Origin of the sequence: Haladaptatus salinisoli (genome assembly GCF_020614375.1) — an archaeon.
GTDB classification, from domain to species: domain Archaea; phylum Halobacteriota; class Halobacteria; order Halobacteriales; family Haladaptataceae; genus Haladaptatus; species Haladaptatus salinisoli.
Genome location: NZ_CP085333.1, coordinates 300,119 through 321,864, shown reverse-complemented (window position 1 = coordinate 321,864; position 21,746 = coordinate 300,119). Strand labels below are relative to the sequence as shown.

Below are 21,746 nucleotides of genomic sequence, written 5' to 3'. Positions count from 1 at the left end.
GCCCTACTCTCAACGAGCGAACCCCGCATGAGGTGAGCGAAGTAGGGTAGGGTAGTTTACGTGCCTATGCCTCGATGAATTCCGAAAACCAGGTCTCCAAAAGGCTAATCAAGATACTAGCAAAGCCAGTACCATCACTCCAGAAGGCGACTTCGTTTTGCATTTCGTTCTGATGGGAAGGGACGAGAACACTCATGAGAATAACATCTGAGTCGATTGCCAGAACCCGACCACTTCGATCATCCTTCTCATTATCTGGTTTCATTGAGAAGTGATGCGCTTCAAGACCGTGGTTTTCAAAAAGCTCACAAACAGATTCGTTCGCACTTGTGATGAGAATATCAACATCTGCAGCCTTCGCGTTTGCAAGTGCATCAATCACATTCTCGTCCACCATCGATGGATCGCGAGCACCACAAATAATCCGCTGATTCGCGTTGCTGATTAGTTGGGCGACGCGATCGTTGATTGTTTTCTGTCCTTTGATCGTCCAGATGTCTTCTTGGGTTTCGGTTTCGTCAATCGGCTGTTGTTGCAGGGAATTGAGTGCATCAAAAGCACGATCTTGCTCACGTTCGAGTTGGGCTTGCAGATGGGCACGGGCTTCTTCGAGCCCCACTGCCCGAAATTGCTGTGGACTGGATTGCTGAACGTCCACGAGCCCTAATTCTTCTAACCCTTCAGCAGCACCATACACTTGTGAACGAGGTACATCGCTATTATTCGCGATTTCACTTGCGGTCGCCTTTTCAAGCGGTTGCAAGGCACAGAATACCAGTGCCTCATACTTAGAGAGCCCAAGCCGCTGTAGTGCGTCAGCCGCATCAGCTTGAGTTGGGTTAGTCATTTATCGTACCTACATTCTCCGTAGTGGATTTGTCTGTCGATTCGGGCGTCATTGCGCCACCAGGGCCGAGATATCGTGTCCACAAAGCGAGCAGACTGGGTAGCACAAAGACACTAGCGAGGAACGAGTAGATGATTGTGAGCCCCGTTATAATGCCAAATTGCTGAAGTGGTGGCAAGATAGCGAAGGCAAGGACACCGAAGCCACCTACCGTCGTCGCTGCGCTACCGAGGAGTGCCCCACCAGTACCGGTGACGCTTTTGCGCATCGCAACCCACATCGACGCTTGCTCAGTAAGCTCGTGCATATAGCGCTCACTGAGGTGGATACTGTAAGCAATCCCCAGTCCAACCGTCAAACTGGTGATCAACCCAGTAATCACGTTAAATGGAATTCCAAGAACGTACATTGTGCCAAGAATCCAGGAGACGCTGAACGCCACTGGGAGCATCGTGATGAACCCGAGCGTAGCACTCCCGTGCAGGAAGTAATAGGTGATCATCAGGAAGATGAAGGTTGCGCCGAGCGTAATCAATAGGCTCTCGATGACAGAGTTGAGAAGTTGATCTTGGACAATTTCGAAGATAATCGGTTGCCCCGTTGCGACAGCAGTGAGAGTACTGTCCTGTTCGATAGTCTCCGCAACGGCTTTCATCTGCTCACTGACCGCACCGCCGCTTGCACTTCCTTTAACCGAGACTGTCATGTGGATCGCTTTATAGTGACCCTCGTCAGTGCGGTATAGGACACCTTTTGCTTGGTTTGGTGCAACCTCGTAGAGTTTGTCGTAGACCGTCTTCAGATTGCGGTCCGGTACACCGTCACCGTTCGTATCTGCATTCTCGAACGTGGTTTTGAACGAATCATTTTCGTTCGCGACAGATTGCATGACCGATAGCGGACTATCGATATCTGGTTCGCCACTTGAGAGAACAACCGTTGAATCTTTCTTGGCCGCTTCATTCTCCGCCTTTTCGACCGTTTCGAGTGCAGTTGGCTGCGTTATATCCCCACGCACCAATATTTCTACATTAGAGTCTTGGCGCAAGAAATTGCTATTCACGTATTCCAGTGAGGATTTCACCGTATATTCACCAGGGGCAAAAGGCTCTGGTAGCTCCGTCATGACACCAGATGGATTGCTCGCCAGGAAATCCTCCTGTGAGAAGCTTGTATCGACTTGGGTCGCACCGGCACCGCCAAGGACAGTGAGTATCAAAGCAATGGCGAGCACGATGCGTGGCGCTTTGCGAGCTGCCGTCGCACCACCAGCAAGGACTGAGCCAAGTCGGCCACCGCCGGTGCCAAAGGCCCGTTTCTGTCGATCCCAACCACGGGCTTCCAAGAATGAATCGAGTTCGATTTTGAGAGCAGGAATCAACACGCCAAAGATGATCAATGCAGCCGTAATCCCAACCGAGCTCACGATACCGAACTGGCGAATTGGGGGCACGTCACTGACAAGATTCGAGAGGAATCCGATCACGGCAGTAACGGTCACGAGAATTAATGCAATTCCGAGACTCAACAGGGTCTCTCTCATCGACGCTTTGACGCCTTCAGTGCGATCTCGCTCTTCGCGGTGGCGCATGAAGACGTGGATTGCATAGTCAATCGATAGCCCGATGAGTAACACCGGAACGGCAATGAAGATCTGATTGAAATCGATATCAGCCCAGCCCATGAAGCCGAACGTCCACACAAGGACGAGGGCAATACCGAAGAGCCCCAAAATGATATCAAGAAGATCCCGATAAGCGAAGATCAGCACACCAAGGACAAAGATGACTGCCAAAGGCCCGACAATGAGAATACTGTCGCTCATTGAGCGCTGGGTTTCATCCGCGATGATACCACTTCCGAAGACGATGGCGCTTGACTGCCTCGTATTGAACTGTTCGTGTGCGATCGTCTGCATGGCGAGCTGCGAATTCATGATTCGATCGCTCGCCGTCTGACTGCTACTGTCACCGCCCTTTGTCTGCTGGGAGACGATGATCATTGTCGCATTTGCATCCGTACTCCCAGCCTTATAGCTAGTCGGCATGAACGCGAATGCACCACTACCACCGGCACTGAAACCACTCGTACTGGCGTTTTCCGCGAGAACAGTGGTGGTTGCATTATCGATTTCCGACTGGTTATGTGACTTGAGGATTGCCAGCTGTTCGGAAAGCGTGAAATTAGTTCCGTTTTGAAGTTTTTGCTGATCCTTCTTGAGCTTCTGACCGTCCTTTTTGAGCGCTTCCTGGGCGTCTTTGAGTTCCTCGAACTGATTTTGGAGTTGTTTACCTTCCCTTTTGAGCTGTTCAGAATCCTTTTCTAATTCTTTCTGTGCCGCTTGTAGCTCTTCAGTATCCTCTTGGAGTTGCTGTGAATCTTCCTTGAGCTGTTCGCCACGCTCTTTGAGCTGTTGGGAGTCTTCTTCGAGCTCAGCCTGCTTTGCCTGGAGTTTCTGTTTATCCTGTTTGAGCTCGCTAAATGCTTGCTGTAATTCCTTACCCTCCTGTTTCAGTTTCGCCGATTGTTCCTCTAATTCAGCCCGTTCTGCCTGCAGTTGTTTACCTTCCTCTTTGAGCTGTTCAGATCGCTGTTTGAGCTCTGCCTGGTCTGATTTGAGGTCGGCCGCCTGCTGTTCAAGCTGTCGGGCATCTTCGAGCAGCTCTTGGCGATCCTGCTGAAGGGCAGCCGATTTATTCTGGAGTTGGGCTTGTTCAGCTTCTAGGTGGGCTTGTTCCTCGCGAAGGGAAGTAAGCTGTTGCTGGTATTCCGTATCGTTGAGGGTTCCATTTTGATGGGCCTCCTCGATTTGCGTCCGTCGTTCCTGCAACTCTTGGCTCCGTGTAGCCAACTCTTGTTGGGTCTGATTCAGCTCGTTAGCACGCTCCTGGAGGTTCGCTCTGCGTTGTTTGAGTTCAGCTTGGCTTTGATTGAGTTCTTGCGCGCGCTGTTTAAGCTCTTGACCCCGTTCTTGTAGCTGTGCTTTACTCTCATTGAGCTGTTGGGCTTGTTCTTGCAGCTCTTGAGCTTTTGCTTGCAACTGCGCTTTGCTCTCGTTGAGCTGGTCAGATCGTTGCTGGAGCTGTTGTGCTCGCTGTTTCAGTCCCTCGGCTGCTTCTTTGAGGCGTTCGCCGTGCTGTTGAAGTTTTTGTTTACTCTTGTTTAATTGATCAGATCGTTGCTTGAGTTTATCACTGCGCGCTTTCAACTCATCACCTTGTTCTTTCAGTTGGTCACCTCGTTGTTGGAGTTCTTCCTTGCTTTCGTTGAGTTGCTCAGACTGATTCTGAAGTTGTTTGCCCCACTCTGTGAGATTTTCTCGCCGTTGCTGGATGTTCTCAGCTCGTGATTTGAGGTTTTCGGCTGTATCTAATTGGGAGACCGTCGTTGCAAGAATATTCGCAATGCCAACTGTTGGTGACTCATTTGTGAGAGTCTTATTGATTGTTTTGTTATTTCGTAGCTTTTGTTGTAACTTAATCTGGCTTTGGAGAGACTCTTTAGACAGTGTATTGTTATCTCGGACGATTATTTGGACATTTGTTGTGTTATTTGACTCTGTCGAAAAATTCTCGTTAATATAACCCTGGGCTTTTGCTGCTTGGCTACTATCGCTTTGGAAGGAGTCCAGAGAAGATGACTGGTCAACCATCGACGCACCTGATCCGAGAATCAACGAAAAGACAAGCAGCGCTACGATGAGCAGGCGACTGTATTTAATGATTCCCGCACCGAGTGTATCAGAGAACGACAACTTTGACACCTCTACTGATCCTTGTTAGTTGTGTTTGTAGTTTACTACTCACGGTTGTGTTGTTATTCAACTACTCACACCCCTCCTCATATACTTTCCGAAGTTTGACGGCGAAGACGGAAATCTTGGAGTACGCGATGAGAGGCCATTCAAGAAACTGGGACGTCGCCGAAACCGACGCCGAAGACGACGCCATCGTCATTTACGCGAGCAGAACGACGGGGGAGCCAAAGGGAGTGCACCACGCCCATTGAATGTTGTTCGGCCACCTCCCGCTATTCCTGACCACGTTCTGCAACCTCGAAGTTCGTGAGTCGGATGTCGCCTAGACCCCCTCTACAAGGGCGTGGGTCGCGTCCCTATTTGAATCGTGTTTCCCACCCTGTATTATGGGCGCCCCATCGTCGCGTACGTGGGGGGCCCTCGACCCCGAAGCAGCATTTTGAATCATCGAACGGTTCGGCGTCTCGCTCTTCTTCTCGCCACTCACTGCACTCCGAATGATGATGAACGTCGACGACCCTGCTGTCCGCTCCATACCGATACCAAGCCATTGAACGACTGATAAACTTCTCAAATAGGAAACGAAGTTGGATATGCATTTTCAGTAGACGGCAATATCCAAATCACATAGATCCATCGCAACCCTTCACTAGCGTCGAGTGGTCACACGGTTAGACGTGTTCTTGCAGAACCTTCATACGGGTTCGTCGACGTGTATGGACTGTCGATTATGACAACGTTACAAACCCATCATGTGGGAGTGGTCGTGAGTGACCTTGACGAGGCCGTCTCGTTCTATCGGGATACCCTCGGCCTCGCCATCGCTGATGAGTTCACTCTCAGTGATGACGGCATTGCCACCGCAATCGATGTTGAGGAGGTGACTGGCGACTTCGTCCACCTCGATGCTGGTGGTACCCGTATCGAACTCATTGAATACGACCCTGTCGGCGATGACACTACAGCAAACGCCATCAATCAACATGGAGCAAAGCACATCGGGTTTTCCGTCGACGACATCGACACGTTTTACGAGACTCTCCCGAAGGACGTTGAGCCGATAAGCAATCCTCAACCAATCGAGATCGGCACCTCGATCCTGTTTTTCCGCGACCCAGACGGCAATTTTGTCGAAGTCGTCGAGGCATAACAGAGTAGCGTACTATCCTTTCAATTGTATTAGGTAATGCCGTTGTTGGCAATTATCTGAATTTTACGAAGGGTGGAATTTGATAAGCATTCTCTTCTTACGTCGGATAGATGAGAGACTGAGAGGTATAGCCATATTTCAAAAATGCGATGAGTGCTCTCAGGCTTCTGAATTAAGCATGCTGGTTCTAATCACCCATCATCCACCAGCGTAGAGTATGAGTATAGAGGTAGTATCGCTGGTGAGAGATTCTCCTGCACGCTTTTGTTTTGTGATTCCACTAACAGTGGAATCATTTTCTCTACTTCACCAGTATTCTTCAGAAGAGGGTTCTTTCCATAATTAGCATTCCTGAAATTGTGGAATCGGCGTTTTTATAAAGTATATATAAATTCCCATACCAGTAAAACCGCGGAATCGGTCTACCACACATGACAGATCTTAGTTGATTGAGTATAATGACAACCGGTACTAGCTAGGAAATTGGACGAACGATTTCGATCACATTCGGAGATCCGGATACCTCAGTCATACTTGATGTCTAGAAGAGGACCCCATAGGCAGTTGCGCCACCTGGACGGAGTCCCTCGTCCATCGACGCTTCCAGAAGCAACCAGAAAACCACTCACTTCTTCTAAATCTTATTGTCATTTCGATGCGATAGTCAGTACATCGCTAATCACCGTCGAAGACGTTGTCCCCGACAACCAACAACTGATACGACCACAGTAAAGCCATGGAGCTGTAATCTTGAGAGGGATTCACCCAAATACAGCAGTGATCGATTCGTTGAGGATATCTAGTGCCTGCTGCAGGTCATTCTGATCCGCAATAAGTGGTGGTGAGATGATAATTTGGAATCCTGGGCGACCACTTCCAAATAGAGCTCCTCGTTTCCGAGATTCCTGAAGTACATCCCTGACAGGGTTTTCCTCATCGGTAACGCGCGGATCTTGGAATGGCTCGTCCGTTTCTGGATCTGTAAATTCGATTGCCCACAAGAACCCGCGTCCGCGGGTATCGCTTACAACAGTATGTTCAGCTTCTATTTCTTGCAATCCAGTTTCAAGTATCGTTTCTTGATCAGTCACGTTATCAATGACGCCATCCGCATAGACCTCAAGTGCGGCACAACCAGCCGCGCAGCCGACAGGGTGGCCGCCAAAGGTTTGTCCGATATCGAAACCATTTGTTTGGACAAATGAGGCGATCTCTGGAGTTGTAATAACGCCAGCAAGCGGTGTATATGCGCTTGTGATGCCTTTGGCGAAAGTAATCATGTCCGGGTTCACACTCTCGGTTTGAATCCCAAACCAATCCCCGCAGCGTCCGAATCCGGTAATAACTTCATCAGAGATCAGTAGAATATCGTATTCATCACAGAGATCTCGGACATGGTCGAAATAGCCTGGTGGCGCAGGGAAAGCGCCACTTGTCCCAGCAATTGGTTCTGTTAGTATTGCAGCGATTGAATCAGGATCTTCATTCCGGATTACAAACTCGAGGTGTTCACCTGCTCGTCGGGCGAGTTCTGCGGGATCGTGCGTGTCGAACGCTTTAGGAATTGGTGGGAGGAATTTTGCTGCCCCCGAGGTAGTTGCATGACGTTCGATAGTCGCTCGGGTTTCAGGATCTCCAGTCAGGGCACCAGCACCGTATGTCCCACCGTGATAGGATCGCCAGCGGGTGAGAACCGTTGGGGCATCTTGGTACTCACGCGCAAGTTGTACAGCGATCTCATTGGCTTCACTTCCTGAGACCGAAAAAAACGTGTTAGAGAGTCCATCCGGCGCGATTTGTGCGAGTTGTGAGGCAAGCTCTTCACGAACCGGTGTACGCTTTGCTGACGATACGTATGGAATTTGGTGTGCTTGCTCATCCATCGCTTCGATCACAGCCTCGTTGCTATGCCCGAGATTTGTACAGTATAATTGCGAACAGAAGTCAAGGTACTCTTTTCCGTTGTCGTCCCAGACGGAGACACCATCACCGTCAGTTATATTCAATGGAGTAGTGTTCGGATCATACCAATGGTGGATCAATGCCGGGTTCGCTGTTCTGGTCTCCTGTTGAGCCATATATTATGATCTTTCTCCGTCGTTATGAACTCTTCCTTGAACTATGTCCGTCAAAATGCGAAATATGCGAATATTTTCCACCAAATGGCGGAATTTCGCTAGACAACATGTCATCCAATGAATACTAGGTTTGGTCCAGTAATTTGCCGTTTAGGTAGTCAATTTAGTTCATAATGGACTGTGGTTCTCAATTCTCGTGCGATTCGAGTGCATCTTTGCGTTTTCCACCTTGCATCCTCCAAAGACACATCCAAAACAGACAAAGGAGTGCTGACCTGTACGTGTCTGAACCACAATCACAGTGCCTTCTAAGATCGCGACGTTAACAAAGAACGGCTTTCCAATGCGACTCACCTTCGGCAAGCGTGTATCAATAGATTATGTCCTCCTAATAACGTTATAAATATAACTTCTTTTTTATTAAACTTTCAAAATTAAGGATGAGAATAGTAGAGTATTATTAGTGGCAGCGGTAGTATATACAAAATATCGAAGTGGCAATCAATCAAAACCCAACCTATAATAAAATTAGTTATCGGACGAATTAACCACGACGTCGCGAGCCTCTTCCGTGAGGTTATCTGTAATCGTACAGTTCGTTTCGAATTCTTGCATTACGAATCGTGATGAGGTTTCGTTAACACCTTCGATAGCGACGATACGGTCAATAAGGTCGTTCAATTGATCTCGAGACTGTACTCGACTGATGGTAATGAAGTCGACATCACCCATCGTGTAAAAGACTTGTTCAACCCCTTTGAGGTTCATCAATTCCTCTCCTATCTCTTTTGAGTAACCGCTTTCGTGAGCCACAGTAACTTCAGTAATCGCAACCATTTCTAGTCCAAACATGAGTGGGTCGACATCGGCAGTAATTCCCTGAATTACGCCGTTCTCCTTGAGTTTCTTTAAGCGATAATGAACCGCAGATTTCGAGAGATTGAGTTCATTGGCCAATACTTCAAGGCTAACATCGAAATTATCTTCTACTCGCTCAAGAATGGCGAGGTCGGTCTCATCTAAATTCGGTGCCGTGCGAAGTGCGTCGTTCATCTGGTTCATTTAAGGAGGGTCTATCAAGAAAACCTTGCTATAGCAGGAGTGTGCTAAGCAGTGCAAAATATGTCGGTTCTTTGCAATAACAATCACAAGGCGCGTTGAACAACTCTCGAAGGACGCGATCACGTTCTTCCAGCACGACAAACATGGGTGGATGCTCAAGCAACACTCGGCGTTTGCCTTGAAGCAAGCTACGGACGTGGGAGTGACGTCGTCGTCAGTGGCGTGAGAGAGCCCGCGTCAGTGACCCCCGCCTGAGAAGGTTGCCACTCTACCACGAAATAAAACCACATGACACGAACCAATGTAAGCAATTATCGAGTAGCCGTAGGTTGATTTTGTTTAGCGGTTGTTTTGCGGTTATAGAGGGGACGGTGGTGCGTGGATTGGTTCTAACGACGGTGTCAGGATATTCCCCAAAACGTGAGTGGATTCGGTCTTGGTAGGTGGTCTCACGTTCGTCGGGTCGAATCTCTTGATAATCCATCCCGACACTTATTGGCGTGGTAGTAACCACCAAGATCGTTTAGGAAGCGGCAAGGGTAGTGAGCGGAGGATTCCCAACAGAGGAATACACGTCTTCCGAACGTAGGAGTCGAGTGGACTCTTATGGATGCTCCAATTGAAACAAGTCGCACGGACGTCTGACAATAGGCGTCACTTACTCCCCCTGTTTACCGAAGATCCACCACCGTAACCGTGTCGTGAGTTGTTGTTCGCGCCACGTGAGTTCGTCTTCGACGTAGCGTTTGAGTTCTTTATACTTGATTTACATTGTATGCTGGCCAGACACATAAAACGTATTTACAACCGTGTGACGTTTCTGCGGTCAGCGTTACCGGCTTTCTCCATGAAAACGATTCCAGTTTCTTCCATTAGCGAGGTCGATAGGCCAGCCCGTACATTGTCTATGGAACTGATGGATATCCGCGAAGGAATTGATGTCGGGGAAATCTCGTTGAAAACTCGTAGCTGGAGTACGAAAACCGGCGAAGGTCGGTAGGGAGGCGAATGTTAATGGTTGCAGCGGGCGAGTGAAAATCATGACGAAAACGCGTGTATTCAAAGATGTCGAGAGTGAGCGAGAACGGCTACTATCGATGGCCCAGCGTATTTGGGAAACACCTGAGCTGGGCCTCCACGAAGAAGAATCTGCACAGATTCTATTAGACCGGTTAAAAGAGGAAGGATTCGACGTTGAGATCAAACTTGGAGGGATGCCAACAGCGTTCGTGGCCTCGTATGGAAGCGGTGATCCAACGGTCGGCATTCTCGGCGAGTACGATGCGCTCCCCGATCTTTCTCAGAAGGTGACATCGGAGCGTGACCCGATCAAGGAGGGTGCACCAGGACACGGCTGTGGCCATAACCTCTTCGGGGTCGCAGGCGTTGGTGGGGCAGTTGGGGTGAAACGCGCCATCGAACGTGGTGATATTGACGGAACCATCGAGTTTTACGGCTGTCCAGCGGAGGAGACGCTCGTTGGGAAAGTTTTCATGGCCCGCGACGGTGCATTCGATCATCTTGACGCCGCCATAACGTGGCACCCGAGTACCCTGAGTACGCCCACGCTCGACCGATCGCTCGCGCTCGACTCAATTCAGTTCACTTTCGAAGGCGTATCTGCTCACGCTGCTGCTTCACCTGAGTCAGGTCGGAGTGCGCTCGACGCTGTAGAACTGCTCAACTCTGGAGTCGAATATATGCGAGAACACATCTCCGAGAAAGCCCGTGTCCACTACGTCATCACAAATGGCGGCGATGCTCCCAATGTCGTACCTTCGGAGGCAACCGTTTGGTACTATGTCCGTGCGCCCACACGCTCCGAAGTCGAACGCATTAGCGAATGGTTGACCGATATTGCAGAAGCCGCATCGATGATGACTCAGACGGACGTGAACCGCCGATACATCACAGGGTGCTGGGATTACCTTCCTAACCGTACGGTGACTGACGTTATCTGGGAGACCATGCAAGAACTTGGTGACATCGGCTATTCTGACGACGACCGCGCGTTCGCGGCCGACCTTACGGAGACGATTTCCGATGATCAGATCGAGGCGAGTCTCGAAGACGTCCCCGAGGAGTACACTGACGAAATACGCGGGGCGCATCTCTACGACGTGCCGATTCCGCCACACGCGGAAGGGGAAGTCGGCGGCGGTTCAACCGAGGTGGGCGACGTAAGTTGGATTACGCCGACCGGCCAGTTCCGAGCGGCTACGTGGGCAGTTGGAACGCCGGCACACACGTGGCAGGCGACTGCAGCCAACGGAGATTTTGGAAAGAAGGGGGCTGTCTATGCCGCAAAAGTTCTCGGTGGGACCGCGTATGTACTCCTTGAGAACCCAAGTATCGTGGTCCAGGCGAATGAGGAGTTCCACGAAGTAACCGGTGATCGGAGGTACCAAACGCCGCTTCCGCCGAGGATCGAACCTCCGTTCGATCTCACCGCTGAGTGAGAAGGAACCAATTACCGCCTGTCACAGCCGTTGAAATTCAATACGGTGATGAGGTTTCGTTAGAGTTCGTGTTAGTTTTACAACCGAGAAGAACCACAGCATTCGCCATGTCCTTCTATAGAAATAGGCGCAACGCTTCACCCTTTAGGCGGGATGCCAATCAAGTACACCAACCATATATAAAAAAATTTTCATTTTTTGAATGGTGTAAGACGCCATGGTCAAACACGCCTCCTTAGTGTCCCCAAGCATGCAAAATGTTAACATTCCCTATGCGAGATAGAATATATGCACGCAGATTTGGTGCTTACAAATGGGACGATACTTACACTCGCGGATGAAAATCCGGAGGAAGAGGCGCTTGCAATCGTAAACGATCGGATTACCTCCGTGGGGGCGAGCGAGGAGGTCAAGACTGCAGTCGGATCAAACACACAAGTGATAGATCTCGACGGACGCACAGCATTGCCCGGCTTCATCGACACACACCTCCACATTCCGATGGGCGGACGCCGAATGGTGCACGTGAATGCACGCTCCCCCCCAAACCAGTCAGTCGCCGACGTGCTTGATCGACTCGCCACCCGCGCTGAAGAGACGCCTACCGGCGAGTGGATACATGCAAGTGGCTACAATCTTGGCCTCGTATGGGAGGCTGAGGGTCGCCACGTCAATCGGTGGGATCTCGACGAAGCCGCGCCAGACAATCCGGTACAGATAAACAGCGTCGGCGGCCACACTGGGAGCATCTACAACTCCGCTGCCCTCGAACGTGCGGATATCGACCGAGACACGCCTGATCCGGAACCGCCTGCAGTCATCGAACGCGACGAGGATGACCGACCATCGGGTCTCGTGAGTGAACAGGCGGAACTCCCGCTACACGAGGCGATCCCTGATGAGAGCCGCGAAGATCGAAGGGCGCACGTGAAGCGCGCGATACGCCAACTCCTCAGATGGGGTGTGACGACCGCTCACGACGCGAAAACCACTCCGGAGGATCTCAAAATCTATCAAGAACTCCACAACGATGGCGACCTCCACGTCCGAATCGGGATGATGGTTCAGGGAGACGCTGGATCAGATATCGGGGCCGACGGCACCGACGTATTGTCTCGCCTCACAGAGGCCGGCATCGAGACTGGCTTCGGAAGTGACCAGTTGTTTATCGTGGGCGTCAAATACTTCATGGACGGTGCGTTTACGGGGCGCACCGCCGCGATGCACGATCCGTACCTGGGCGAAGAAGTTCCGGAGAATTCGCCTCGGTATAAAGGGTTACTCCACATAAGCCCCGAGTACTTCGCTGACCGCGTCAAGACGGCATACAAGGCGGGACTTCGTATTTGCGTCCACGGCCAAGGCGATCGCGGCATTGACCACATCCTCGACGCCTACGAAGACGTGCTCGATTCCGACATGGATCACCGCTTCCGCATCGAGCATGGCGGTCTCACGAAATCGGAGCAACTCGATCGCATCGAAAAACTCGGAGTTTGCGTCTCGTCGTCCATCAGTTTCCTTGGCAGTGACGTCTCACGGAATTGGGTCTACTGGGGCCAGAAGCGAATGCCTTGGACGTACGCAGTCAGGGAGCTTCAGGAACGGGGCGTACCGACCGCGGCCAATGGCGATTGGCCGGTGGCGACTGGCGATCCACGAGTCGGTCTCCAAACCGCCGTGACTCGCCGAACAGTGACGGGCGAGACGGTCGGATCAAACCAGTGCGTCTCCATCGAGAATGCACTCAGGCTCTATGGCCCGGACGCCGCCTACCTTGGATTCAACGAGGAGGAAAAAGGGACGCTCGAATCGGGAAAGTTAGCCGACGTGACCGTTCTCTCTAAGGATCCTCGAGCGATCGCGCCCGAGAATCTCATTAGTATTGACGTCGAGTACACCATCGTCGGCGGCGAGTTGAAATACGATCATGAGCGAGGAGTACTCGACTGATCACTTAGTCACCCTCATGAGATCGGCAGTCGACGTGGCCATTACTTTCGTCGCAGTGAGTATTTCGTCAATGGGAACGTATTCGTCGACCACGTGAGCTTGCTCCAGCAACCCAGGACCGTAGACTATGCACTCTTCGATACCCGCATCGTTGACGATGAACCGTTGGTCGTCGGAGCCTGGAGAGACGACCGGTTCAGTATCATTGTGGAAGTCGAGGATGTTCTCCGTGTATGTTTCACTCACCACGCAGTCCTCGGAAACGATCGTGGGTTCGGCGAACATGATTTCGTCGTACTCAAACTTTCGGCCGGTCGCCGCTTTGGAATCGTCCAATAGCTTGCGGATCTCCTCACGGGCGCTTTGGACGGTTTCGTCTGGAACGAGTACCCGGTAGAACGTCGCTCGACAGCGATCTGGGATGACGTTCTCTGAGTAACCGGCGTCGATCATCGTCGTCGAAATATCTGCCTTTTGAGATTCCAAGGGTGTAACTGGGAGATCGGTTGTTCGCGCATGGAGTTCATCCTCGTACTCGTCGACGCGAGCGAGGAAATCATTCATCGCCATCACGGCATTCGATCCGTTGTGTGCCATACAGCCGTGTGCCTTGGAGCCGTGGGCGGTGACGTGAAACTTCAAGACACCTCGGTGGCCGAGACAGATGCGTGAGGAGTCGAAACACTCCGTGTAAACACAGTAGTCGGTATTCTCCTTGGTGATGTATCCCTCGTCGACGAGGTAGCTGAGGCCAGTGAACCCACCGGTCTCCTCGTCGACGGTCATGCTTTGGGTGATCGATCCACGAAGGTCGACGCCAGCCGCTTCGAGCGCGTCAATGGCAAAGAGGCTGGCCACGATACCCGACTTCATGTCGCTGGTTCCTCGACCGTAAACGCACCCGTCTTCGACGATGGGATCGTAGGGATCATAATTCCAGTCCTCGCCAGCGGGTACGACGTCGAAGTGGCCAGTGAAGTGCACGTCCGGCCCTGCTTGGTCGCCGGTCTTCCGTCCGAGGACATTCACGCGATCGTGCGCAGTCCTATCTGGATAATGCTCCGCGACGAGTTCATCGGGGACTTCGACCATCTCAACATCGTAACCTCGTTCGATCATCACATCCGTGAGGAACTCCGCACCCTCGCGGTAGTTGCGGCCTACAGGATTTTCCGTCTCAATGGAGACAAATTCGCGTAAGAAATCAACGATCTCTGATCGGCGTTCGTCGACTGCAGCGTGAATCTCGTCCTTCAATGACATCGTTAGATGTCCCTCCCACCGTCGACCTCGAGTGCAGTACCCGTCACCATCGCGGCCTCGTTGCTGGCGAGGAATACCGCCGCGTGCGCCACATCCTGTGGTTCCGCCAAGCGACCGAGTGGTATCGTCTCACGCATCGACTCTACGCTAAGATCGCCCGCAGCGAACTCCGGCAGCATGTCCGTGTCGGTCGCCACAGGACAGATAGCGTTGACGCGGATGCCATCTTCAGCCAGTTCGTATGCCAACTGCTTCGTCAGGGTTATCATTCCGCCCTTAGAGGCGCAGTAGGCCGAAAGACCAGTTCGTGGACGAATACCCGCCGTTGAGGCGGTATTGAGGATGACACCGCCCTGTTCTCGCATGTGCGGAACCGCGTACTTTGCGCCAAGGAATGCGCTCTTCAGGTTCACGTTCTGGATGCGATCCCACACTTCCTCCGTTATATCTTCGATGGGGGTTGACTGCTGAGGGATACCCGCGTTGTTATGGAGGATGTCGATTCGTCCGAACTCCTTGACCGTTAGCTCGACGAACCCCGCAACATCGTCAGCATCGGACACGTCCGCGGTCACGGGAACCGCCGACCCGCCGGCAGCATCTTCGATCGCCGAGGCCGTCTCCGTCGCTGCATTACCGTCGAGGTCGACGACTACTACGTCAGCGCCTCGTTCCGCGAACAGACGAGCGGTCGACCGTCCCATTCCGGATCCTGCTCCGGTGACGGCTGCCACCTTGCCATTGAGAGTCATAGTTTCCAATTACCGCTTTCGGGTATCAAATTATCGGGTACCATCAAAACCGAAGAAGGAAAATCCGGACGATAATTTGGTTTGCCGAAGTACAATGAAAAGATCTCGAATTACCCGACCGCAGTTGCGATATAATCGCTTGAGTTGCCGATGAGCTGTGAGTGGGTGATCTTTATCTCTCCGAGACAGCGTAATTGTGATACGTCGCTTGACACGGCGGCCCGGCAGTCGCGGACACGCATTTCGCAGTCAAATCGATGATAGCACTGACACGCGTTGAACTCCGCTCTTGTTCGGGGTCGGCCGAGTTTTGATGACGACAAATGCTGGTCGGGTGGTCGACGTGGTCGCGTAGCGCATTCTTGATGTCCGTCACTGAGAGGGTATCGCACCGGTCAGTAAGGAGACGTCGAAGGCGCGGTTCACGACAAAGGGTATCCGGAAGAATACGTTCAAGTTGACTTTCTCCCTCGGGGCCTTTAAGGTGGTTGGCGTGCGTGAGGACACCGTCGGACGGATAGAGGTAGTTAGCGGACTGAGGTAGTATCTCGAGATCGATGAGTTCGTTATCCTCGCTTCCTAGGAGCACGTTCGCGGAACACGCGCGGTTAGTCTCAAGGAGCGCCCCAATTGCCTGGCTTAACCGTGTGGCGTTCAACACATCACGGAACCGGACGTGGTACGGAGTTTGGAATGTTTGCTCGCCGTCGGCAGTGCTGACCAATCCATTGAGTGTCATTCCGATTCCATTTTCATTGACACCGATCTTTCCGCCGACAATGCCGGCCTCAGTGAGAGCGACATGGTTGGGTGCGTTCGATTGCTCGACGCCCATCATGAATACGTCGATATCGGACATCCAGTCCCAATTCTGTCCGATATACGGCCGCCCCTCGTTCGTGACTGTCGCTCGAAGACCAAAGCTCGTACAGCCGTCGGTTGGTCGAAGCGACGTCTTCTCGGCTGCATCGGCGTAGGCCCCGTACGTGATCTCGTAGCGGGCATTGAGCAGCGCCACGTCCGCCAGTGGCACGCCACTACCGTCTGCGATTCCCTGCATTTCCGTGGCGTATGCCGGTGCGGTCTCGTTGATCAGCGGAATGAATTTGCATGCTAGTTCACGCGCCCGCTCAGCGGAGATGCCATAATGGGAGAATTTAGCCAAATATCGGTCGACATTAGCTTTGATCTCGGCTGCAAACCGCTCACCATGGGTGACTCCTCGGTCACGCGGACTTCCGGATAGCGTGACGTAGTCCAACTTAGGGTTGCACTGCGTCATCGATCTGACGGCTGGTCAAGAAGTTCCCTGAGTGCGGCTTTCAGAGTACGGAGCCCGGTGGTAGCATCGACTAGGTTCACGTGTTCATCGTACGTGTGGGCTTGGCTGAGATCGCCAGGACCCCATGTGATTGCCTCGATGCCTGCGTCGTTGACGAAGTTTCGTACATCAGTCGATGCCTTGACACCCCACGGCTCTACTGAGACATCTGCGTGCTCGGCGGACTTCTCGCGGAAGACCTCTGCGAGAGAACTATTGATGTCGATCGCTGCCGACTCGTAGGTGCGCGTCCGCTGCCACGACGTCTCGATACCGTGGGTCGCTTCAACCTTCGCGAGTAATTCGTCGATCTCATCGTCAAGTTGATCGGCCGACTCGGAGGGGAGAAACCGCCGGTCGACTGTGATAACGGCGTCTTCTGGTACTACGTTCTCCTTGGTACCGGCTTCGATTTGAGTGACGGTAGCGTGAGCCTGTCCCACAAGGTCGTCCTCGCGATCGCCGATTCGGTCGTCGTAGTCCTCAAGTGCGGCGAGAACCGGCCGAGCGTTTGTGATGGCGTTATCACCCTGATCTGGGCGACTCGCGTGCGAGGGTTCCCCAGTGACCGTGATCTTGTACCAGGCCAACCCTTTCTCACTGGTCGCAGTCCGCATCTCCGTTGGTTCGAGAACGACGCCGTAATCACCGTCGTAACCTCGTTCGAGGAGCGTTTTCGTGCCCGGTTCCGCTGTCTCCTCGCCAATAGCCGCTTGGAAAACTAGCGAACCCGCGAGATCGTCGGATTCGACGGATTCCTTGAGGTCGACGAGCGCCTTCATCCCGACAGCGACCCCGGTTTTCATGTCTGCACTGCCGCGTCCATAGAGGCTTTCACCGTCGATTTCCGCGGCGTAAGGCGGACACGACCACTCATCGCGGTTGCCCGCCGGGACGACATCGATGTGACCGTTTAAAACCACGGTCGGGTCACCGTCACCAACCCTGGCGGCAATCTGCGGGCGATTCTCGTATGGTTCGCGGACGAGCGTCGCGTCGATATCGTGTTCGATCAACCACTCGTAGATGAACTCGGCAACTCGTCGCTCATTACCGGGTGGGTTCTCGGTTTCGCGCGATACCAGTTCGCTGATTATCGTCGTCAGTTCTTCGTCGATCGAAGTTTGTTGTTGTGTCATGGCTGTGAATTGTGAAAACGGTTTGTTACGATCAGTCGCCCTGCGTGGTCGCTGCAGTCGGTGATGTTTCATTTCGCCACACGAAGTTACCGAGGACGAGCACGATTAGTGCCGTACCCACGCCGACGAATGTGGGCGGGACACCGAAGTAGCCGCCGCCGAGCTGCCAACCGACACCGAGAACGGACCCCGTTACGATTGAAGCGATGATCGCATTGCCCGCTGCATTCCGCCAGTACAACGCGATATATATGGGGATGAGAAACGCGCTGGTCAGGAGAATTGCGCGGAATTCGTACAGTGAGATGATCGTCCCAGGAGGATTGACTGCGATTGCGGTCGCGGTAAGTCCCCAGAAGATTGTCGAGTACCGCGATACTTTTAGCAGCTTCTGATCGGACGCCTCTGGTCGAAAGTACTGGTAAAGGTCACGCGCCGTCGTAATGCCGGTGGAGTGGAGGCGGGTGTCGGTCGTTGAGAGGATTGCGCTCATCACGGCGAGGATGATGATAACACCGATGGATGTCGGGACGTACTCGGTAATCAACACCGGAAACGCCCGGTCGACGTTATCGACGGGAAGTCCGGCGTTATTGAGCGCCACGGTCGTCGCTCCGCCCAGCCACACCAACATGATGTAGAAGACCGAGAGAATGACGCCGGCTGCCGCGAGGTGGAATTTGGCCGTCCGGACGTCCTTAGTCGCGTTGATCCGAACAATCGTGGCTTGCGATGTGAAGATTGTTCCGAAAAAGGCCACGAGTGAGCCGAGAACGCCAATGAGGGTGTACGCACCCTCGCCAAGTGGAGCTGCGTTCGCTGAATTCATAGACGTGAATTGCGTGTTAATCGAAACTATTCCGCCGAGGTCGAACATCATGTATATGAGTGCGAGGCAAACCGTCACCACCATCAATGACCCTTGGATTAGATCGGTCCAAGCGACGCTGATGAGTCCACCCATCACCGTATAGGCAATGAACACGAATCCGATGACCCAGATCATGTACTCGTACGGCACGCCCGTGATCGTTGTCACGAGCAGGCTCGCTCCGACCAATTGCATGATGAGGTATACCCACGCGTTGGCGAGGAGTGGTACGGCCGCGACCGGACGAGCCCATTCCCGTCCGGTGACATGGGCAATAAGGTCAGGGAAGGTAATCTGATCGAGCTCGCGAACCTTGTGGACGACGAAGTACAGGCCGCTGACGCCCAGCATCAGACCGAGAACGATGCCCGTCAGGATGGAGTAGCCGCCGCCGTAGACAGCACCAATAAAGCCAATCACGCTGACGGCACTGACGAAGTTCGCGACGTACGACCAGGTAGCGAGCCACGGGCCGAGTTCCTTGCCGTAGACCCAAAAGTCGGCGACGTCGCTCGTTTTCTGGTACCCCCACGCCCCGATGGCGAGCACGACGAGGAGGTACACGATGAACGCACCGAGGTAGAAGTAGTTCACCATGCTACCGAATACTCCTCGTATCCGCCGTCTTTTCAAGGCCGGATTCGTCCACGGGTTTGCCCAGAAGAACGTGCACCACAACAAAGTGGAGCGCGCCTAGGCTACCGGCGATGAGCGTTAATGCGAACACCAGGAACATGTCAAGTGGTAACCCGAGTATTGTCATGAGTTCACATTCCACATCATAGAGCGTATTATTATAGATACTGGTTTAATCGAATAATCATATGTATCTAAATATATGTATGCTATGCCAAATAATTTCGATTTTTATGGATAGTGTTCGGTTGTATGATCGAAGTTCGAATGATGTCCATTATTCCTGTTCTCCAGAAAGAACGGTCAAAATACCGTAGGGCGTGACCCCGACGTAGTTCACGAAGATCAGTTCACGCGACACTTTACACGAGGACAGGAGAAAGCCCACGACTTTAGTCGTGTGGAGGATGTCAAGATAGCAAGCATTTGTCCTTCACCGGTGAATGGGTATGTGAACTACCCGCACCTACCGCGTTCGGGCTTACCCAGCCCTCACCTGTTGCGGTGGGAGCTTCCTGTTTCTGTGTCAGAATATGCAGAAACCGATTCCACAGCGTCCACAAGAGCGATGCTCTTGTGTGGCCCATCAGAACCGACGGTTCTGAGGCCGGTTCCAGACTCCGCAGGCGATTTCCCGTTACAGGTGGTTCGGAGTGTCCCACTCCTACCGGATGGACACTCGAATCCCACGACCGATGCACGCTTTTTGTCGCGTTTGAACACCGGACATTGGAGTGAGTGTCTTACTATCAATTTCGAACGCGGGTGTAGTAGGGCTATGGCGGACAGTGAAAGTAACCAAAGACGGCGAGTGTATCCGTACTACTCGCTCTCGTCGGTCGCTCCATGAGCAAGGAGGCTTACCCGCCTGCAATTCAGCTAAAGGGAAAAGATCTCATTTGAAATCGAAGGAAAACGAAAAACGACGATTCAGGTACCTGGTAGATCCCCACTGTTGCCCTCGGCAAGATTCACGGCGATATTTTTCGTTTGTAGGTATGAATTAAGCGCTTCCAGGCCTTTCTCTCGTCCGATGCCGCTGGCCTTGTATCCGCCGAATGGGGTCTGATTCGTATCGCCAAACCACTTGTTAACGTAGACGTTGCCAGCCTCCAACTGGCGAGCGAACTGATGAGCACGCTTGACGTCGCTGGTGAACACGCCGGCTACTAAGCCGTACTCCACGTCATTAGCTAACTCTAATGCCTCTGCCTCGTCAGTGAACGGGATGATAGTAAGTACGGGACCGAAGATTTCCTCTTGAGCGATGCGCATGTCGTTTTCGACGTCGGTGAACACGGTGGGCTCAACAAAGTAACCATCGCGATTGAGCGCGTTCCCGCCCGTTGCAAGCGTTGCGCCTTCCTCACGCCCGAGGTCGATGTATCGTATTACTTTTTTGAATTGTTTCTCGGAGGCGAGTGGCCCCATATCGGGATTTTCTGAACCTGAACCGATTTCATAGCCCACAGCTTGTTCGACGATTCGGTCTACTAGGTCGTCGTGGATATCCTCGTGGATGAGAACCCGGTCAGCGGCCGAGCACACTTGCCCTGCATTCGTAAAGATCGCTTTGGAAATCCAGTTTGCCGCCTCCTCCAAGTCGGCGTCAGGAAACACGACAGCAGGGTTCTTACCGCCAAGTTCGAGAGTGACTGGCGTCACGTTATCCGCGGCTTGCTTCATAATAGTCTGGCCGGTCGACACACTTCCGGTGAATGTAATCGTGTCTACATCGGGATGTGAGGAAAGCGCTTTACCTGCGGGATCGCCGAATCCCGTAACGACATTAACCACGCCGTCCGGAACACCCGCCTCCTCGCACAGTTCCGCGAGTCGTAGCGATGAAAGGGGTGTCTCTTCGGCGGGTTTGACCACCACCGTGTTCCCAGCCACAAGCGCTGGTGCGACACCACGAGCGAAGAGGTTACCGGGGAAATTCCACGGTATAATCTGTGCGCTGATGCCGTAGGGTTCGCGCACGGTGAAGTCCACTTGCTCAGGGCCGACTGGCACGCTCGTTCCTTCAAGTTTGTCGGCCGCTCCTGCGTAGTACTCGAAGTAGCGGGCAGCTCCCTCCATGTCGCTCTCCGCTTGGGAGAGTGGCTTGCCCTGATCCAAACTCTCGAGCGCGGCCAGTCCATCTCGGTGTTTACGCACGAGTTGACCGATCCGATGAACGATACGCCCACGTTCGTCCGGGGCTGTGTCGCGCCATATTGCAAATGCCTCGCGCGCCGCTTCTACTGCGCGGTCAATGTCGGCCGCTTTCGCTGCCGCCACCTTCGTAAGCGGTTCTTTGGTCGCTGGGTCCACGGTGGGGAACCGCTCATCGTCTGTCGACGGAATCCACTCTCCCCCAATGTAGAGGTCGTAGACGTCTCGAATTAGTTCACTCGGTGCCTGCATACATGATAGCGTATTTTACAAGGCAATAACCATTAGGTAGGATATCCGC

General features: G+C 52.7%; 14 protein-coding genes. 3 read left to right on the top strand and 11 right to left on the bottom strand.

Going from position 1 to position 21,746, the window contains the following annotated elements:
* Positions 1-64: 64 nt before the first annotated feature.
* Positions 65-847 carry a TrmB family transcriptional regulator gene (locus LIX00_RS25695; RefSeq protein WP_227357522.1) on the bottom strand — a complete coding sequence of 261 codons (783 nt, stop codon included), beginning with the start codon at positions 845-847 and terminating at the stop codon, positions 65-67.
* A complete protein-coding gene (locus LIX00_RS25690) occupies positions 840-4,601 on the bottom strand; it encodes an efflux RND transporter permease subunit (protein ID WP_438267133.1) in 3,762 nt (1,253 codons plus the stop codon). Before LIX00_RS25690 ends, LIX00_RS25695 begins: the two co-directional genes overlap by 8 nt.
* A gap of 769 nt (positions 4,602-5,370) precedes the next feature.
* Here LIX00_RS25690 and LIX00_RS25685 point away from each other — a divergent pair.
* Positions 5,371-5,754 (top strand): VOC family protein, encoded by a 384-nt coding sequence (locus LIX00_RS25685; RefSeq protein WP_368410791.1) that lies wholly within the window; start codon positions 5,371-5,373, stop codon positions 5,752-5,754.
* Positions 5,755-6,515: 761 nt separating this feature from the next.
* Here LIX00_RS25685 and LIX00_RS25680 read toward each other — a convergent pair.
* Both LIX00_RS25680 and LIX00_RS25675 read right to left on the bottom strand, forming a co-directional pair.
* The gene (locus LIX00_RS25680) at positions 6,516-7,832 is read right to left on the bottom strand and encodes an aminotransferase family protein (protein WP_227357519.1); all 1,317 of its coding nucleotides are present in this window, start codon (positions 7,830-7,832) and stop codon (positions 6,516-6,518) included.
* Positions 7,833-8,360: 528 nt separating this feature from the next.
* The gene (locus LIX00_RS25675; RefSeq protein WP_227357518.1) at positions 8,361-8,885 is read right to left on the bottom strand and encodes an Lrp/AsnC family transcriptional regulator; all 525 of its coding nucleotides are present in this window, start codon (positions 8,883-8,885) and stop codon (positions 8,361-8,363) included.
* Between the two features lie 1,049 nt (positions 8,886-9,934).
* Between LIX00_RS25675 and LIX00_RS25670 the strand changes: the two genes are divergently transcribed.
* Both LIX00_RS25670 and LIX00_RS25665 read left to right on the top strand, forming a co-directional pair.
* A complete protein-coding gene (locus LIX00_RS25670) occupies positions 9,935-11,353 on the top strand; it encodes an amidohydrolase (RefSeq protein WP_227357517.1) in 1,419 nt (472 codons plus the stop codon).
* Positions 11,354-11,641: 288 nt separating this feature from the next.
* Positions 11,642-13,306 (top strand): amidohydrolase, encoded by a 1,665-nt coding sequence (locus LIX00_RS25665; RefSeq protein ID WP_227357516.1) that lies wholly within the window; start codon positions 11,642-11,644, stop codon positions 13,304-13,306.
* On the opposite strand, the gene LIX00_RS25660 is transcribed toward LIX00_RS25665, so the two are convergent.
* The 7 genes from LIX00_RS25660 to LIX00_RS25630 all read right to left on the bottom strand — a co-directional run bounded on the left by LIX00_RS25660 (position 13,307) and on the right by LIX00_RS25630 (position 21,697).
* On the bottom strand, positions 13,307-14,569 hold the full coding sequence (locus tag LIX00_RS25660) for an ArgE/DapE family deacylase (protein WP_227357515.1): 1,263 nt from the start codon (positions 14,567-14,569) through the stop codon (positions 13,307-13,309).
* Positions 14,570-14,571: 2 nt separating this feature from the next.
* Positions 14,572-15,321: an SDR family oxidoreductase gene (locus LIX00_RS25655; protein ID WP_227357514.1), complete on the bottom strand. Its 750-nt coding sequence runs from the start codon at positions 15,319-15,321 to the stop codon at positions 14,572-14,574.
* A gap of 172 nt (positions 15,322-15,493) precedes the next feature.
* Positions 15,494-16,582 (bottom strand): C45 family autoproteolytic acyltransferase/hydrolase, encoded by a 1,089-nt coding sequence (locus tag LIX00_RS25650; RefSeq protein WP_227357513.1) that lies wholly within the window; start codon positions 16,580-16,582, stop codon positions 15,494-15,496.
* Positions 16,583-16,599: 17 nt separating this feature from the next.
* On the bottom strand, positions 16,600-17,760 hold the full coding sequence (locus LIX00_RS25645) for a M20 family metallopeptidase (protein ID WP_438267132.1): 1,161 nt from the start codon (positions 17,758-17,760) through the stop codon (positions 16,600-16,602).
* A gap of 52 nt (positions 17,761-17,812) precedes the next feature.
* Positions 17,813-19,249: a sodium:solute symporter family protein gene (locus LIX00_RS25640; protein WP_227357511.1), complete on the bottom strand. Its 1,437-nt coding sequence runs from the start codon at positions 19,247-19,249 to the stop codon at positions 17,813-17,815.
* 1 nt (position 19,250) lies between these two features.
* Positions 19,251-19,415 carry a hypothetical protein gene (locus LIX00_RS25635; RefSeq protein WP_227357510.1) on the bottom strand — a complete coding sequence of 55 codons (165 nt, stop codon included), beginning with the start codon at positions 19,413-19,415 and terminating at the stop codon, positions 19,251-19,253.
* 803 nt (positions 19,416-20,218) lie between these two features.
* Complete coding sequence (locus LIX00_RS25630) at positions 20,219-21,697, bottom strand: aldehyde dehydrogenase family protein (protein WP_227357509.1); 1,479 nt, start codon at positions 21,695-21,697, stop codon at positions 20,219-20,221.
* Positions 21,698-21,746 lie beyond the last annotated feature (49 nt).

What these genes read in the sequence shown, in the direction of transcription:
- LIX00_RS25680 (WP_227357519.1), bottom strand. Translation starts at nt 7,832, where the DNA reads ATGGCTCAACAGGAGACCAGAACAGCGAACCCGGCATTGATCCACCAT.
- LIX00_RS25670 (WP_227357517.1), top strand. Translation starts at nt 9,935, where the DNA reads ATGACGAAAACGCGTGTATTCAAAGATGTCGAGAGTGAGCGAGAACGG.
- LIX00_RS25665 (WP_227357516.1), top strand. Translation starts at nt 11,642, where the DNA reads ATGCACGCAGATTTGGTGCTTACAAATGGGACGATACTTACACTCGCG.
- LIX00_RS25695 (WP_227357522.1), bottom strand. Translation starts at nt 847, where the DNA reads ATGACTAACCCAACTCAAGCTGATGCGGCTGACGCACTACAGCGGCTT.
- LIX00_RS25655 (WP_227357514.1), bottom strand. Translation starts at nt 15,321, where the DNA reads ATGACTCTCAATGGCAAGGTGGCAGCCGTCACCGGAGCAGGATCCGGA.
- LIX00_RS25675 (WP_227357518.1), bottom strand. Translation starts at nt 8,885, where the DNA reads ATGAACGACGCACTTCGCACGGCACCGAATTTAGATGAGACCGACCTC.
- LIX00_RS25640 (WP_227357511.1), bottom strand. Translation starts at nt 19,249, where the DNA reads ATGGTGAACTACTTCTACCTCGGTGCGTTCATCGTGTACCTCCTCGTC.
- LIX00_RS25635 (WP_227357510.1), bottom strand. Translation starts at nt 19,415, where the DNA reads ATGACAATACTCGGGTTACCACTTGACATGTTCCTGGTGTTCGCATTA.
- LIX00_RS25660 (WP_227357515.1), bottom strand. Translation starts at nt 14,569, where the DNA reads ATGTCATTGAAGGACGAGATTCACGCTGCAGTCGACGAACGCCGATCA.
- LIX00_RS25630 (WP_227357509.1), bottom strand. Translation starts at nt 21,697, where the DNA reads ATGCAGGCACCGAGTGAACTAATTCGAGACGTCTACGACCTCTACATT.